The 15,088-nt window shown below is 62.9% G+C and carries 14 protein-coding genes and 1 pseudogene; 6 read left to right on the forward strand and 9 right to left on the reverse strand.

The genetic code is table 11. The features are described from left to right. The first annotated feature begins 60 nt into the window (after positions 1–60). Positions 61–510: an SRPBCC family protein gene (locus ACTAQJ_RS16345; protein ID WP_224094576.1), complete on the forward strand. Its 450-nt coding sequence runs from the start codon at positions 61–63 to the stop codon at positions 508–510. Between the two features lie 12 nt (positions 511–522). Here ACTAQJ_RS16345 and ACTAQJ_RS16350 read toward each other — a convergent pair whose 3' ends face one another. From ACTAQJ_RS16350 to serS, 3 genes are all read right to left on the reverse strand, one after another. Beyond that, positions 523–1,368, reverse strand: a complete 846-nt coding sequence (locus ACTAQJ_RS16350; RefSeq protein ID WP_498697654.1) for an HAD family hydrolase — start codon at positions 1,366–1,368, stop codon at positions 523–525. Positions 1,369–1,546: 178 nt separating this feature from the next. Beyond that, the gene (locus ACTAQJ_RS16355; protein WP_498697655.1) at positions 1,547–2,611 is read right to left on the reverse strand and encodes a hypothetical protein; all 1,065 of its coding nucleotides are present in this window, start codon (positions 2,609–2,611) and stop codon (positions 1,547–1,549) included. 170 nt (positions 2,612–2,781) lie between these two features. After that, on the reverse strand, positions 2,782–4,062 hold the full coding sequence (gene serS / locus ACTAQJ_RS16360) for a serine--tRNA ligase (protein WP_498697657.1): 1,281 nt from the start codon (positions 4,060–4,062) through the stop codon (positions 2,782–2,784). A gap of 112 nt (positions 4,063–4,174) precedes the next feature. Here serS and ACTAQJ_RS16365 point away from each other — a divergent pair, with 112 nt between their 5' ends. After that, positions 4,175–5,236 (forward strand): diacylglycerol/lipid kinase family protein, encoded by a 1,062-nt coding sequence (locus ACTAQJ_RS16365; RefSeq protein WP_498697659.1) that lies wholly within the window; start codon positions 4,175–4,177, stop codon positions 5,234–5,236. On the opposite strand, the gene ACTAQJ_RS16370 is transcribed toward ACTAQJ_RS16365, so the two are convergent. The 3 genes from ACTAQJ_RS16370 to ACTAQJ_RS16380 all read right to left on the reverse strand — a co-directional run bounded on the left by ACTAQJ_RS16370 (position 5,233) and on the right by ACTAQJ_RS16380 (position 6,886). Then, positions 5,233–5,463 carry a hypothetical protein gene (locus tag ACTAQJ_RS16370; protein WP_216924263.1) on the reverse strand — a complete coding sequence of 77 codons (231 nt, stop codon included), beginning with the start codon at positions 5,461–5,463 and terminating at the stop codon, positions 5,233–5,235. The two genes, ACTAQJ_RS16365 and ACTAQJ_RS16370, sit on opposite strands and share 4 nt — an antisense overlap. A gap of 120 nt (positions 5,464–5,583) precedes the next feature. Next, complete coding sequence (gene pheA / locus ACTAQJ_RS16375) at positions 5,584–6,513, reverse strand: prephenate dehydratase (RefSeq protein ID WP_498697660.1); 930 nt, start codon at positions 6,511–6,513, stop codon at positions 5,584–5,586. Between the two features lie 46 nt (positions 6,514–6,559). Beyond that, positions 6,560–6,886, reverse strand: coding sequence for a rhodanese-like domain-containing protein (locus ACTAQJ_RS16380; RefSeq protein WP_224094571.1), 327 nt, complete (start codon positions 6,884–6,886; stop codon positions 6,560–6,562). A 141-nt stretch (positions 6,887–7,027) separates the two neighbouring features. On the opposite strand from ACTAQJ_RS16380, the gene ACTAQJ_RS16385 reads away from it, so the two are divergent. The 3 genes and pseudogenes from ACTAQJ_RS16385 (at position 7,028) to ACTAQJ_RS16395 (ending at position 10,758) form a co-directional block, all read left to right on the forward strand. Then, on the forward strand, positions 7,028–7,771 hold the full coding sequence (locus ACTAQJ_RS16385; protein ID WP_498697665.1) for a Type 1 glutamine amidotransferase-like domain-containing protein: 744 nt from the start codon (positions 7,028–7,030) through the stop codon (positions 7,769–7,771). Then, on the forward strand, positions 7,764–9,194 hold the full coding sequence (locus ACTAQJ_RS16390) for an amidase (RefSeq protein ID WP_498697667.1): 1,431 nt from the start codon (positions 7,764–7,766) through the stop codon (positions 9,192–9,194). Before ACTAQJ_RS16385 ends, ACTAQJ_RS16390 begins: the two co-directional genes overlap by 8 nt. A 63-nt stretch (positions 9,195–9,257) precedes the next feature. Continuing rightward, positions 9,258–10,758, forward strand: a pseudogene (locus ACTAQJ_RS16395) (peptide MFS transporter). Between the two features lie 245 nt (positions 10,759–11,003). Here the strand turns inward: ACTAQJ_RS16395 and ACTAQJ_RS16400 are convergent. Continuing rightward, a complete protein-coding gene (locus tag ACTAQJ_RS16400) occupies positions 11,004–11,666 on the reverse strand; it encodes a DUF4190 domain-containing protein (protein WP_431117414.1) in 663 nt (220 codons plus the stop codon). Positions 11,667–11,942: 276 nt separating this feature from the next. Between ACTAQJ_RS16400 and pgm the strand changes: the two genes are divergently transcribed. Continuing rightward, positions 11,943–13,604: a phosphoglucomutase (alpha-D-glucose-1,6-bisphosphate-dependent) gene (gene pgm / locus ACTAQJ_RS16405; protein ID WP_498697670.1), complete on the forward strand. Its 1,662-nt coding sequence runs from the start codon at positions 11,943–11,945 to the stop codon at positions 13,602–13,604. 2 nt (positions 13,605–13,606) lie between these two features. Here the strand turns inward: pgm and ACTAQJ_RS16410 are convergent, their stop codons facing one another. Together ACTAQJ_RS16410 and ACTAQJ_RS16415 are read right to left on the reverse strand one after the other, a co-directional pair. After that, positions 13,607–14,125 (reverse strand): 2'-5' RNA ligase family protein, encoded by a 519-nt coding sequence (locus ACTAQJ_RS16410; protein ID WP_498697672.1) that lies wholly within the window; start codon positions 14,123–14,125, stop codon positions 13,607–13,609. 177 nt (positions 14,126–14,302) lie between these two features. Beyond that, positions 14,303–14,908 (reverse strand): malonic semialdehyde reductase, encoded by a 606-nt coding sequence (locus ACTAQJ_RS16415; RefSeq protein WP_477514274.1) that lies wholly within the window; start codon positions 14,906–14,908, stop codon positions 14,303–14,305. Between the last annotated feature and the right edge of the window lie 180 nt (positions 14,909–15,088).

Raw genomic sequence — 15,088 nt, forward strand, 5'->3', positions numbered from 1 at the left:
AGACCCATTTCACTTTAACCCCTCACCTAAACCACAACAATCCACAGCGAGGTGTCTCTCATGCAAACCGTCACGAAGGCCATCGAGGTAGAGGTACCGGTTTCGGTCGCCTACAACCAGTGGACCCAGTTCGAAAAGTTTCCCGAGTTCATGAGCGGCGTGGAGAATGTCCGCCAGATCAACGACTCAACGCTGCACTTCTCAACCAAGGTCGGCGGAGTCCGGCGCGAATATGATGCCCGCATCACCCAACAAGTTCCGGATACCGTCATTGCGTGGGAAAGCATCGACGCACCACGCAACGCCGGCACAGTCCGCTTCGACAACCTCGGACCCCAGCACTGCGGCGTCAACGTGACCCTGGAATGGGAGCCCGAAGGATTCGTGGAGAAGGCCGGCGCCGCGCTCTCCGCCGACGAGATGCAGGTGGCCGCGGACCTGGACAAATTCAAGGAATTCATCGAGGACCGCGGCCACGAAACGGGTGCCTGGCGGGGGCGGGTGGACTAAGGGGTCCGGCTGTTACAGCAGGCTGCGCAGAACCAGGGCGGCGCCGTCGTCGAATACTGACGCGGTGACCTCATCCGCAACGGCGATCACTTCCTCGGGAGCCTGGCCCATGGCCACTCCCCTGCCGGCCCATGTGAGCATCTCGATGTCGTTGCGGCCATCGCCCACCGCCACCGTGTGGACCTGTTCCGTGCCGATCCTCTGGCGCAGGGCCTCAAGCGCACTGGCCTTGGTGACGCCCTCCGCAGCAATGTCCAGCCACGCAGTCCAGCCCACCGAGTACGTCACGCCGGAAAGGCCGATGTGACGGATGGCGTGGTTGAAGTCGTCCGAGGTGTTGTCACTGCTGAAGACCACCACGCGTACAGCCGTGGCCTCCAACATGGTCTGGAAGTCCACGCCGATTGCCTCTACGCCAAAGCTGGCATCCTGGAAACGTTCCGTGGAGAGGAAGTTCCCGTCTTCGTCCTCCAGCGCGTACTTCGCGTTGGGCAGGCGTTCGCGCAGGGCCTTCAGAGCCGGAGCGGGATCGAACGTTGCCTTGTGGATGATCTCGTAGCCAGCCTCAAGGGTGGGATCCAGCCGGAGAGTCACGCCGCCGTTGCAGCACACCGCGTAGCCACGTTCCAAGCCGATTTGCTCGATGATGGGGAGCGTGGCATTCAGCGACCGGCCGGTGGCGATCATGACGTCGTGACCGCTCGCGACTACCTCCTGGGCAGCCGCTCGAACCTCGGGAGACATGTGGCCATCGTGATCCACGAGCGTACCGTCAACGTCCAATGCGATCATGAGTTTGTTGTTGTCATTTGGCTGGTCATCGATGCCAGCAACTGGAGTGTCAGTCAAAATAGTCATGATTCCAGTAGAGCAGACACCTCCGACACCGCACTAGGACCGAGGACACAGCACGGGATTAACGCCGCGTGAACACTCGGCCCGCGGCTCCCCGCGCTCCGCCCAACGCCCCCCGGGTCCCGCCCTTGTTCGAAATCCCCGCCGTACAACGTTGAGGAGAGCGAACTAGAAGCGGTTTTTATCCAGGCGAGGGCTTGTTTGGAGAACGTCGTCGGGGGTTCGAGGCAGGCTTCAGTCGCGCGTCGAGCAATTTCCGGCGGAGCCTCTCCGGATTCTCAACATGAGTCCAACCCCAACGCACGAAACCGAATCCGAGGGCGCGAATCCGGTCCTCCCTCAGCTTCTCCTTGTAGAGGATTTCCTCCGGCGAGGCGCCGATCCTTAAGCCGGCATCGGTGTACTTTGCCTTGCCGTCGAACTCACCCACAACGCCCCGGCCACTGCCACTGCCGCCGGCCGGCCACCAGAAGTCGCTTCGGCCGATGAAGCCGTCGATGTCGCTGAAGTCGTGTTGAAGTTCCGGTTGCTCAAAGCCCAAGTACTCAAATGCGGCCCGGCTGTAAGACTCACCCGCTGACTCCGGCAGTGGACTAGCCAAGGAAAGGACGAGCTCCGCTCGGCGGCGTGCCGCTTCGTGCGGGTGGCTCTGTACACTTGCAGCGATTTCGCCGACATCCAACAGCCGGCCTCGCTGGTGAAGCCCACCCTCATTCCAAAGTCGCCTGGCAATACCATCTGCCATCACCAAGGATCGGCTCAGTGGAGATGAAAACGCCACGTCCAAGGCAGTCCGCGAAAGTCCTGTGCATTTGAACTCTCCAGCGAGTTTCGAGTCGGGTACAGGGCCTGCGAAATAACGGAGCGGAAAGCCACCCTGGGCTCGAACTTGCCTGGCTTCAGCACTTCTACCCATCACAGTGAGCGTTGATGGTCGCTTGCCGGAGCGGCTCGGATTTGCTGCCACGCATTCCACGTAGACAGGGGCATGCAGCACCGGGACTCCCATGGCAAAGGCAGCCGTTTCCCGGCAAAAGAGCAGCTCCGGGATTGCTCGGGCAGCGGCGGCCAGGCTCCAGGCAAACCGGTCCCACGGCTTTGCATCAAGCCAGCGGGCAATTTCCACATAATATCCGCGCCGAATTCTCACCAGTTTGCCACCCATAAAGCTCCCGTGGATGGCATCCGTGCGCATACCCGCACGGAGCATTGCTGGAGTTTCTATGAGTCCGGGGAGCATGTCCATTCACCTACCTTGCGCCGGATCACGCTTCGCAGGACCCAACTGAGGCGGCCATGTGGATAACCCACCCCTGTTGAGGAACAGACCCCAACGAAAAATCCCGCCCTTGTTCGATATCCCCGGCCTACAAGGGCGGGTGAAACGAACAAGGGCGGGGTCTTCCGCGGAGAGAACTAAAGGACCGGCAGAACCTCGAGCCCGCCAATGTACTTCTGCAGCGCCTTGGGAACGTTGACCGAGCCGTCCGGGTTCTGGTGGTGCTCCAGCAGGGCAACGATCCAGCGGGTGGTGGCCAGGGTGCCGTTCAGTGTTGCGACGGCGCGGGTGCCCTTGGCAACGCCTTCCTCGTTGATGACGCGTTCGCGGATGTTCAGGCGGCGGGCCTGGAACGTGGTGCAGTTGGAGGTGGACGTGAGCTCGCGGTAGGCGTTCTGGGTAGGAACCCAGGCTTCGCAATCGAACTTGCGGGCCGCGGACATGCCGAGGTCACCTGCAGCTGTATCGATCACACGGTAGGGAAGCTCGCATTTGGCCAGCATTTCCTCTTCCCAGGCGAGCAGGCGCTCGTGTTCGGCAGCTGCTTCTTCAACCGTGGTGTAGATGAACATCTCCACTTTGTTGAACTGGTGCACACGGATGATGCCCCGGGTGTCCTTGCCGTGCGAACCGGCCTCGCGGCGGTAGCAGGAGCTTTGGCCGGCGTAGCGGATGGGGCCGGCGGAGAGGTCCAGGATCTCGTCTGCGTGGTAGCCCGCGAGGGCCACCTCCGAGGTTCCCACAAGGTAAAGGTCGTCTTCAGCGAGACGGTAGATCTCGGCGTCGTGCTTTACGTCAAAGCCGGTACCCTGCATGGTTTCCGGACGCACCAAAGTGGGGGTGATCATCGGGACGAACCCGGCCTCGATTGCCTGGTCCATGGCCATCTGCAGGAGCGCCATTTCCAGCCGGGCGCCAACACCGCGGAGGAAGTAGAAGCGCGCACCCGAGACCTTGGCGCCGCGTTCCATGTCGATCGCGCCGATCAGTTCGCCGATTTCCAGGTGGTCCTTCGGCTCGAAATCCGTGAATTCGCGCGGCGTGCCCACCGTCTTGACCACAACATAATCGTCCTCGCCGCCCTCGGGAACGCCATCCACGATCAGGTTGGGGATGGTGCGGAGCAGCTCTTCCTGCTTGGCTTGCGCAGCAGCGGCTTCAGCGGAGGCGGCCTTCACCGAGTTGGCGAGTTCCTTGACCTCGGCCAGCAGGGCCTGCTTCTCCTCGCCCTTTGCCTGGGCAACCCTCTTGCCGAAGGCGTTCTGCTCGGCACGGAGGGTCTCATGGCGGATCAGCGCGGCGCGGCGATCGGAGTCTGCGGAGATGATCGCGTCCACAACAGACTCGTCGGCGCCACGGGCGCGCTGGCTGGCACGGAACTTGTCCGGATTTTCGCTGAGGTCTTTTACGTCGATCACCACACAAGAGTATCGAATAGGCCGCTGATTTCCCGTCCGGACGCTGACCCATGCAAGCGCCCAGAGAGCACCGTGAAATCAGCACTGCCCAGGACGATAGTGTTGGAGCACCATGAGCGACTGGATCCTGTACGTGATTCTCGCTGGGGGCGTGGCGTTTGCCGTCTCCAGTTGGTGGGGTGTGCGCCGATTGAGAGCCCGTCACATCAGGAGCGCGGTTCGGGAGGACACCCACAAGCCGGAGCCAGGGCACCAGAAGGTTGCGGTCGTCCTCAACCCGGTGAAAAACAAGTCGCTCGAGGCCCGCCAAGCGATCATTGACGCCTGCGACCTCGCCGGTTGGGACAGCCCGAAGTTCTTTGAAACCTCTGTGGAGGACCCCGGTTACGGGCAGTCGCGCCAAGCGCTGGAGTACGGGGCCGACGTCGTTCTTGCGTGCGGCGGCGACGGTACAGTGCGTGTGGTGGCTGAGTCGCTGGCGCATAAGGGCGTGGCGATGGGCCTCATTCCGCTGGGCACCGGCAACCTCTTGGCGCGCAATGTTGAACTGGACGTCAGCGACATCGCCGACTGCATCCAGATCGCCCTCTTCGGACACCAGCGTTTCATCGACACGGCCAGCATGGGCATAGACAACAGCATTACCGGGGAATCGTCCACGCATACGTTCCTGGTGATCGCCGGCATGGGCCTGGATGCCGAGGTTGTAGGCGATACCAAGGAAGACCTGAAGAAAACCGTGGGTTGGCTGGCCTACACCGAGGCGGGAGTCCGGCATCTGCCCGGCCGCCGCAAGCGTGTCACCATCACCATGGATGACCAGCCGGAGCAGGCGCGGAAAATCCGCAGCGTGCTTTTCGCCAACTGTGGCCTGATTCCGGGAGGTATTGATTTCATTCCGGAAGCAATGATCGACGACGGCATGCTGGACATCGTCGTCATGAGCCCCCGCAGTGCCTTCGGATGGATCGCCATGTACACAAAGATCCTGTTCAAGCACAAGCGGAATCTGCCGGTGATGAATTTCTATCGCTCCGGCAAGGTCACCATTCGCAGCCAGGAACCCATGGCGACGCAACTCGACGGCGACCCCGCGGGCGAGGCCACGGAGGTCACCGTTCAGGTCCAGCCGGGTTCGCTATTGGTGCGGGTACCGAAGGCTCAAACCCTCTAGACTGCGCCCTTCTCGGGTTGGGCCGCATTTGCTGCGGCTGCTTCGGCCGCCGCCTTCGCTGCAGCCCGGGCCTCGGCCTGCTCACGGATCATCGCTTGTTCTTCTTCAAAACGGAGTCGATCCGCGCGGTCAGCTTCGTCGCCGTCCCAGTCGTCCTTGTTCTCGCCGGAGGGCTTGGGATTGACGATCATGCCCTGGCCGTCTTTGTCATCTCGGTGGACAGACATGACCGCTCCCTTCTTTTTGGGCATTCATCCATCGTTTATGGATCAGGCAAGCATACGCACACTTGCATCAACGCGAAAGGGGTTGAAGGTTCAATAATTTAGCGCCGGAGCCAGCGCAGCCTAGCCCTTAAGAATCGACTGAACCCACGCATGAGCGGAGGCAAAGGCAGCGTCCGAAGTATGTGGGGCAACCACCGCAGCCTGCTTATCAGCGCGCGCGTATGAGCCCAGGAAACGGGTTGCCGGGCTGACTCTGTGGAGACCCGCCAAGGCATCAGCAACACGGGAATCCGACGCATGACCATCGGCATCGATGCTGAAGAAGTAGTGGCCAAGGTACTGGCCGGTGGGGCGTGACTCGATTCGGCTCAGGTTGACCCCTCGCGAAGCGAACTGGTCAAGGATTTCCATGAGAGCACCAGGGTGGTCCTCCGGCAGCGGGACAACAACGGTCGTCTTGTCCGCACCCGTGCGTTCGGGCAAGGTACCTGGCCGGCTCACCAGGATAAAGCGTGTGACTGCGTCCGGGTTGTCGCCAATGTTTTCGGCCAGAACGTTGAGCCCAGGCTGCTCCCCGGCAATCAGCGGTGCGCAAATAGCGGCGTCGTAGTGGGCATCTCCCTCCAGGAGGCCCATGGCCGATGCCGCGGTAGAGGAACCGGGGACATAATCCGCGTTCGGAATATTTTCCTCCACCCAGAGGCGACACTGAGCCCACGCGTGGCCGTGGGTGGAGATGCGCTTTATATCCGAAAGCACGACGCCGGGCCTCGCCACGAGCACGAAGGTGATAGGAACCAGGGCCTCGCGGATGATCCGGAGTTCCGGGCCGGTGGCAATGGCGTCCAGCGTCGCAGTCACACCACCCTCCACCGAGTTTTCGATGGGAACCATGGCGGCGTCGGCCTCACCGTTGCGCACCCGCTCGAGCGCCGTGTTCACGTTGGTGCAAGGAATGCGGGAGGCATCAGCGGCGCCGGGGACCTGCATGAGGGCGGTCTCAGTGAACGTTCCCTCAGGGCCCAGGAACGTGTAGGTCGGTGCTGACATTGAGTATTCCTTGCTGGTTATATACGTGGAACGGGCTTGCCGGAGGTTAGAGAACCACGGGCTTGAGGCCGTTGTCCGACACCATTGGCCGGCCGGCTTCGAACCACATATCCATGCCACCGGCTACGTTCACCGCTGAGTAGCCTTGGCCCACCAGCCATTGGACTACGCGGAAGGAACGGCCACCGGTACGGCAGATGACGAAGAGGTCGTCGTCGGGATCCAGTTCATCCAGGCGGGCCGGCAGTTGGTCCATAGGGATATGCCGTGCGCCCTCAACGTGTCCGGCAACCCATTCATAGTCCTCACGAACGTCCAGGATGCTGGCATCAGCCGGAATATCGCCCACAGGCACGGTTTCGAAGTCGCTCATGGCGGTTCCTTCCCATCGATTCAGGTCATCATCCAGCCTAGTCGCAGCGGCCGCGAAGCGGGACGTCGCTTGCGTCGCGCGGTTGCGGCACTAAGACTGGGACGCAAAGACTCCCTTGAATCGGCTGTTAGGAGCAGGACCATGGCGGCTGGCCAACCCACCATCCTCGCAACATCCGGCGGTTACAAGCCAGGCAGCCGGACCCGCATCGAGTTCGACCACCTCATGCACTACGCCGTGGAGTTGTCCGGCGTGACTGGCCGGGCACCCCGCGTGACCCACATTGGTACGGCATCAGGTGACCAACGCTGGTGGGCGGCAGAGATGGATCAGGCAGCCCGCATTGCCGGGTTTGATTTCGCACATCTGAACCTCTTCACCATGCCCAATATTGAGGACCCCGAAGCGCATCTTCTGGAGCAGGACGCGGTGTGGGTCCACGGTGGTTCGGTGGTCAACCTGCTTGCCGTGTGGCGGGCACATGGCCTGGACGGAATTTTGCGGAAGGCTTGGGAAAGCGGCGTGGTCCTGGCCGGCGTTTCCGCGGGTTCCATTTGTTGGTTCAAGAGCGGCGTGACGGACTCCTTCGGCCCTGAATTGCAGCCGGTGACCAACGCGCTTGGTTTCCTTCCCTACGCCAACGGCGTCCACTACGATTCCGAGCCCCGCCGCGCTCCCGCCATCCACAGGCTTGTAGCCAACGGCACGCTGGGCGAGGCGCATTGCACCGACGACGGCGTGGGGCTGGTTTACCGGGGCACTGAACTTGTGGAGGTGGTGTCCGAAGTCAAGAACAAGGCTGCTTTCCGGGTCACCGCGGGTGCTGGCGAGAGCGTGGACGCCATCGCTGTGGAGGAACGGTTGGAGTCTCGTTTCCTTGGTTGATCTTTCCCCGCAAGCCCTCACCGCTGTGGAGCTTCGCGATGTCCTCGCATCCGGCGAGCTGTCGGCGAGGGAGGCGATCACTCATTTCCTGTCCGTCATCGAGGCACGCAACAGGCACTTGGGTGCCTTCATTACTGTTACCGCAGAGCAAGCGATGGCCGACGCCAGCAGGGCGGACACCCTCCATGCGAAACTGCGCCGGGAGGGCCGCCTTTCGGAATTGCCCCTGCTGCACGGCATGCCCCTGGCCTTTAAAGACCTCACTGACGTGGCAGGCATTCCTACTACCCACGGCAGCGCCGCCTTGGAACACAAACCTGCGCCGGAGGACGGCGCCCTCGCAGCCACTTTGAAAGGCCAAGGCGGAGTCTCGCTGGGCAAGACGCAAGTTCCGGAATTCGGACTCACTGCGTACAGCGAAAACCGCATCGCACCGCCGTCGCGCAATCCCCATTCCCTAAGCCGAAGTTCCGGCGGGTCGTCGGGCGGAAGCGCTGCGGCCGTGGCAGCTGGCATGGTTCCGTTCGCGCCCGGGACCGACGGCGGCGGTTCCATCCGGATTCCGGCCGGTGCCTGTGGACTGGTGGGGCTGAAGCCGGGGCGGGGCGTGGTGCCATCCGGAGCCAGCGCGGGCGATGCAGCTAAGTTGGTGGTCGCCGGACCGCTGGCGCGCACGGCGGCGGACGCTGCCCTGCTGATGGACGCGCTGGTCCCTCGCGAACAAGCGCCCGACGGCGGTTATCTCGCCAACGTTGACCAGGCGCCAACGCCCCTGAAAGTGGGGGTGAGCCTGGATAGCCCGTGGGCCGGAGTCTTCCCTTTCGAGGTGGAACAGGAAGCTTCGGACGCCCTTGCGCTGGGAATCAAGCTGCTTGAAGAGACGGGGCACCGTGTTGCGGAAGCGGAGATCCGCTACGACAATCGCTACCCCGAGGCGTTCACCGCAGCCTGGACTGCCGGCGTCGGGAGTGCGCGAATTGCACCCCAGCGCGAGGCGCTCCTGACCCCGCTCACCCGGACGTTCCGTCGTCGTGCGCAGCAGCGCAGCGCGTTGAAGGTCAATGAAGCCCTGAGTTTCCTGCGGCAGTTCGAGCACGACACGATCGCGCAATACGCGGAGTGGGATGTCATCCTCATGCCCACCCTGGCACAGACACCGCGCCCGATCGGCTGGTTCACGGGCGGCGGCCACAGCAGCGAGCCCTGGCCGAGCGAGTGGGCCGGTGACGCGGACGAGGACTACAGAAGACAGTGCGAGTACGCGCCATGGTCATCCATGGTCAACGCGTGCGGATTGCCGGCGATCAGCATCCCCCTCCATGTGACAACGACTGGCCTGCCGATGGGTATCCAAGTGATCGGTAAACCTGGTTCTGAGCTGCAGCTTCTTCAGCTGGCGGCGGTTCTGGAGGCCTTTCAGTAAGCGGGATTGGGCGGTTGTCTACCATATGGAAAGTGGTTGCCATGGGCATCCATCGATGTGACAATGCCCGCAGTCAATGCCAGCATTGAGGAAATGAGCACACCTCTAACCACGGCTACGCCCCAAAAACCATCGGGCGATACGTCATTCTTCGGCCACCCAAAGATGCTGGCCAGCCTCTTCTCCGTGGAGATGTGGGAGCGATTCTCCTTCTACGGCATGCAGGGCATCCTGCTTTACTACATGTACTTCACCGCGGACCAAGGCGGACTGTCCATCGACAAGGGCCTCGCCGCCGGCTTGGTTGGCGCATATGGTGGCGGCGTTTACCTGTCCACCATCCTGGGCGCCTGGCTTGCTGACCGTATCTTCGGCTCCGAAAAGGTCCTCTTCGGCTCGGCCCTAATGATCATGGCCGGCCACATCGCGCTGGCCCTCCTGCCCGGCATTCCCGGACTGATCGCGGGCCTGGTGCTTGTGGGTATCGGCTCCGGTGGCCTGAAAGCAAACGCGACGGCGCTTGTCGGCAGCCTGTACGGCGAGAAGGACGAACGCCGCGACGCCGGTTTCTCCATCTTCTATATGGGCATCAACATCGGCGGACTCATCGGCCCGCTGGTCACCGGCTGGCTCCAGGAGAGCAACGGCTTCCACTGGGGCTTCGGCGCAGCGGCGGTGGGCATGGCGATCGGCCTGGTCATCTACTCACTGGGCCGCAACAAGCTCCCCGAGGAAGCGCACCGCGTCCCCAACCCGCTCCCGGCTGCTGACCGCACCCGGTACGGGCTGATTTTCCTGGCCATTCTGATCGTGATCGGCGTACTGCTCGGCACGGGCACGAGTTAACGCCGACAACCTGGCACGCAGCATGGCTTACGCCGCCATCGGCGCATCCGTGATCTACCTTTTCCTGATCTTCCGCAGCGCCAAAGTGACCGGCTTGGAGCGCAAACGCGTGCTCGCCTTCATCCCGCTGTACATCGCATCGGCCGCGTTCTGGGCACTGTTCCAGCAGCAGTTCACGTTCATCGCCGTGTACTCCGAGGAGAAACTGGACCGCAACCTGTTTGGCTGGGAGATGCCCGCCGCATGGGTGCAGTCCATCAACCCGGTGTTCATCATCATCTTCGCCGGCGTCATGGCTGCCCTGTGGACCAAGCTGGGTGCCAAGCAGCCGAGTTCCCCGCTGAAGTTCTCGGCGGGCCTGCTCATCATGGGGCTTGCCTTCCTCTGCTTCATCCCGCTGGCTGGCGAGGGCAAGACCCCGCTGCTGGCGCTGGTGGGAATCCTGTTCCTGTTCACCCTGGCAGAGCTCTTCCTCTCCCCCATTGGCCTGTCCGTGAGCACCAAGCTCGCCCCGCAGGCATTCCACACCCAGATGGTGGCACTGTTCTTCCTGTCCGTCTCCCTGGGCACCACTCTGGCAGGCATCCTTGCCGGCCTTTACAACCCCGACGACGAACTCCCGTACTTCCTGGGCATTGGCGGCGTGGCTGTGGTGTTGGCTATAGCCCTCGCTGTTGGATCCCCGGCTATCAAGAAGCTGATGGGCGGGGTGCGGTAGCTGGCCTACGGGCCTCCGCCGGACCAACGCCGACACGCAAACGGATCAGCGCCGCCTACATCCAGGCAGCGCTGGTCCGTTGCTGCGTCGCTCACACATTCGGGTGTCGCTCACGCGATGTTGCCTACCCACCCTGCGCTTAACGACGGCGACCCTTACGTTTGGTGGGATTCCCACCTGACGTAAGGGTCGCCGTCGTGCGCGTTTGTGTACAGTTGCGGCCCTTAAAAGGGCCGCGGGGAGCGCTAGTAGTTGTACCTGCTGCTCGAAGCCCCGATCGCGGCGAAGAAGAAGATCAAGACGACCACCGTGATCGCCACGCCGACGTAACCCATGATCAGGCCGGCAATCGCCATGCCCTTGCCTGCGGGTTCGCGGTTGAGGGCAAGATGGCCCAGGATCACGGCTGCGATCTGCGGCAGGATGAAGAACCCGAAGCCAATAAAAGTGGCAATGCCGCAGCACATGCTCGCAATGCTCAGGCCCTTTGGCTGGGTGGGCATGGCGTAATACGCGGGCTGGCCGTACGGGTTCTGCTGGCCGTAGGGCTGCTGCTGGTACGGGGCCTGGTTGAACTGGCCCTGGTTGTACTGGCTCTGGTTATAAGGGCTCGGCGGCTGGCCGTAGGGCGAGGGGCTCGGCTGGCTGTAATCACCCGGTGTGTACGGGCCCTGGCTGGCATTGCTCTGGCCAGCAGTGCTCTGGCTCTGGCTTGTGGGCGGGAGCGGCTGCGTGTAGAAGTCGTTCTGGCCCTGGGCGTTCTGCGTGTATGCGCCCTGATCGTACGGCGGAAGCGGCTGCGTCTCTGAGCTCTGCTCGGGCGCACTGAATTCGGCGGGCGGGATGTACTGCGGCGGTTCGTAGCCCGCCGGTTTGTCCTCGTTGCCCTTGGATGGTTGATCTGACATGGGAATCCCCCTCGCTAAGTCTTTGTTTCCCACCCTACCGCCGCCGGGTGCGCCGCATAAGGTAACCCGCTTTGGGTTATGCACAGTGTCAGGGCCGGCGTCACACCAAGTCAGGGCGGGCGACGGGGCGGAATCCTCCCACTAAAGCCGCCGCTCGTAAACGCGAGGTAAATCTTTGGCTCATCCGGCGCCACATCGCCGCCATTCTGCGTCACAGGGGCCGGATCCCGGGACATTTGCTGTCAGCCGACGGGGTGGTCTGGCATGCTGGACGACATGGCTAGCCGAGCGGGCACAGTTGCCCTTCCCCAAGACCTTGTTGACATCACAGCCCTGCTGGACGCGTACTTCGACGTCACCCCGGATTTGGGCGATCCCGCGCAGCGCGTGGCGTTTGGAACGTCGGGCCACCGCGGATCCAGCTTGAAGTCCTCGTTCAACGAACCGCACATCCTCGCGATCACGCAGGCAATCGTTGAATACCGCGGCCGCCAGGGCATCACCGGGCCGCTGTTCATCGGGCGCGACACCCACGCCCTGAGCGAGCCCGCGCAGAACTCCGCGCTGGAGGTCCTCGCGGCCAACGGCGTCACAGTTCTCGTCGATGCGCGCCACGGCTACACACCCACGCCCGCACTGAGCCACGCCATCCTCAAGTACAACCGCGAAGCCGCGCCGGGAACGCCGCAGGCTGACGGCATTGTTGTCACGCCCAGCCACAACCCGCCAGGCGACGGTGGCTTCAAGTACAACCCCCCGCACGGCGGCCCGGCTGACACCGACGCCACGGGTTGGATCGCCGAACGCGCCAACCAGCTCCTTGAGAACGACCTCCGGGGCGTCAAGCGCATTCCGTTGAACGATGCTTTGAATGCGGACACCACTGGAAAGTTCGACTTCCTCAGCAGCTATGTTGACGATCTCCCGTCCGTCCTGGATCTTGACGCGATCCGCAACGCCGGTGTCCGCATTGGTGCCGATCCCATGGGCGGCGCTTCCGTTGACTACTGGGGCGAGATCGGTGAGCGCCACCAGCTCAACCTGACGGTCGTTAACCCCACCGTCGACCCCCAGTGGGCTTTCATGACCCTGGACTGGGACGAGAAGATCCGCATGGACTGCTCCTCGCCGTCGGCTATGGCGTCGCTCATCAAGCGCATGTCTGTGGGTGCGGATGGCACCGCCGCCTACGATGTGGCCACGGGTAACGACGCCGACGCCGACCGCCACGGCATCGTCACGCCGGACGGTGGACTCATGAACCCGAACCACTACCTTGCCGTGGCCATCGATTACTTGTACCGCAACCGCAGTGGCTGGAATCCCGCGTCCGTTGTGGGCAAGACGCTGGTTTCGTCCTCGATCATCGACCGCGTCGCTGCAGGGCTCGGCCGCAAGCTGGTTGAAGTTCCCGTCGGCTTCAAGTGGTTCGTGCCTGGCCTGCTGTCCGGCGAGGGTGCTTTCGGTGGCGAGGAATCGGCTGGCGCCTCCTTTAACAAGCGCGACGGCAGCGTCTGGACCACGGACAAGGACGGCATCCTCCTGGCCCTGCTGGCCTCGGAAATCACGGCTGTCACGGGTAAATCGCCGTCGCAGCTGTACAAGGGACTCACCGACCAGTTCGGCGCGCCGGTCTACGCCCGTATTGATGCCGCCGCTTCGCGCGAGCAGAAAGCCAAGCTGGGCAAGCTCTCCGCCGCGGACGTTACGGCCACCTCATTGGCTGGCGAAGACATCACCGCCAAGCTCACGGAAGCCCCCGGCAACGGCGCTTCAATCGGCGGCCTGAAGGTTGTCACCGAGAACGCCTGGTTCGCGGCCCGCCCCTCCGGCACCGAGGACGTCTACAAGATCTACGCCGAGTCCTTCAAGGGCGCCGACCACCTGGCCAAGGTGCAGGAGGAAGCCAAGGCTTTGGTGGATGCGGTTATTGCCTAGGTTCAAGCCGTTTGCGTGTCCTCAGCCTCTGCAGCGTCCTGCGTCCAGAGCCTGAGGATGCGCCGGATGGTGTGGTTGCCTTCCGGCGCCATGTCCACCAACGCCACCTGGTCAAGCACGACGACGTCGCCCGGCCTTGGGCGCTTGCCGTCGTGATGCGAGATATGTGGTCGGTAGCGTTCGAGGACGTAGTTCGGCGTAGCGATGCGCCCGCCCACGCTGACCACGGCGTCGAAGAGTTCCTCGTGCAGGCCTTGGAGCAACGGGTTTTGTTCCACCAGGCTCACGGGAATCGACCCCATGTGGCCGAAGCCCGCTTCTTCCCCGATGGTCAGTTGCGTTCCAAGGGCTCCCTGGACCGGCGCTTCGGCCAAGTCAGCGAGGACATCGGCGACGCCGGCACTCACGTCAGTTCCGACGTCGAACCTTAACAGCGTGATGTGAAGGGGCCAGTCGCTGCGCGGAAACACCAGCCCTGGCCGCACGGGCTCCGTAAATGCCACCCAGATGAGGTTCCGCATAGGCACAGTTTGCCACGCAGCGAGTCAGAACTGACGGGATCTGCGAGAGGGATGCTGAAATAGCCGCCGGAAGTGAGAGAACATCCAAACCCCCGGATCCTCTCCCACATCCTGACCCTTAAACGCCGATGCTCTCGCACATCATGTACGAGAGCATCGGCGGAACAGCAGGAAAGACTAAACGGTGCGAACGACCTCTTCGTAAGCAAACTTCGGCTTGGCTTCGCCCCAGGCGTCCGGACCGGGCTGGCCGATGTTGACCACCAGGAAGCTCTTCTGGTCGCCGGCCGGGAAGAACTCGGCGTCGATGGCAGCGAAATCAGCGCCGGTCATCGGGCCAGCCGCGAAACCGAGCGAGCGCACGGCGAGAATGAAGTAGCCGGCCTGCAGGTGGGCGTTGTTGTTGCCCGTAGCAGCGGCGAAAGCGGGATCGGCGTCGTACATGGCTTTGGGGGCGCCGTAGGCAGGGAGGAACTTGTCCCACTGACCCTGCCAGTCGGTGTCGTAGGACAGGATGGCGACCAGCGGAGCCGAGGCGGTCTTGGCCTGGTTGCCCTTGGAGAGTGCGTCAACCAGCTTGGCGCGGGCTTCGTCCGAGCGGACGTAGGTTACGCGGAGGGGCTGGGAGTTGAAGGCGGTGGGGCCGAACTTGGTGAGCTCGTAGATGGCGCGGGCTTGCTCGTCGGTGACCTCACCGGCAAAGCTGTTGGCTGTGCGGGCTTCGGCAAAAATGGCGTCGACTGCTGCGGCGTCAATGACTGCTTCTTCGTGGGCGATCGTCATTCGTAAACCTTTCGCTGGGCCCGGACCTTGGGGATGGCCAGGCGCTTCTGCTTTCCATGGTTGCAACTTCAACTTCACATGTCCTCTTCCCGTGACGGCCCGTGACGTTGGGCACAGTGAGTGACTCCGCCTGTCGTTTCCTTGCCTTGCGGGCCCCGATTTGCGCGTCATTATGCGCGC

It is taken from the genome of Arthrobacter sp. alpha11c, from assembly GCF_054149985.1.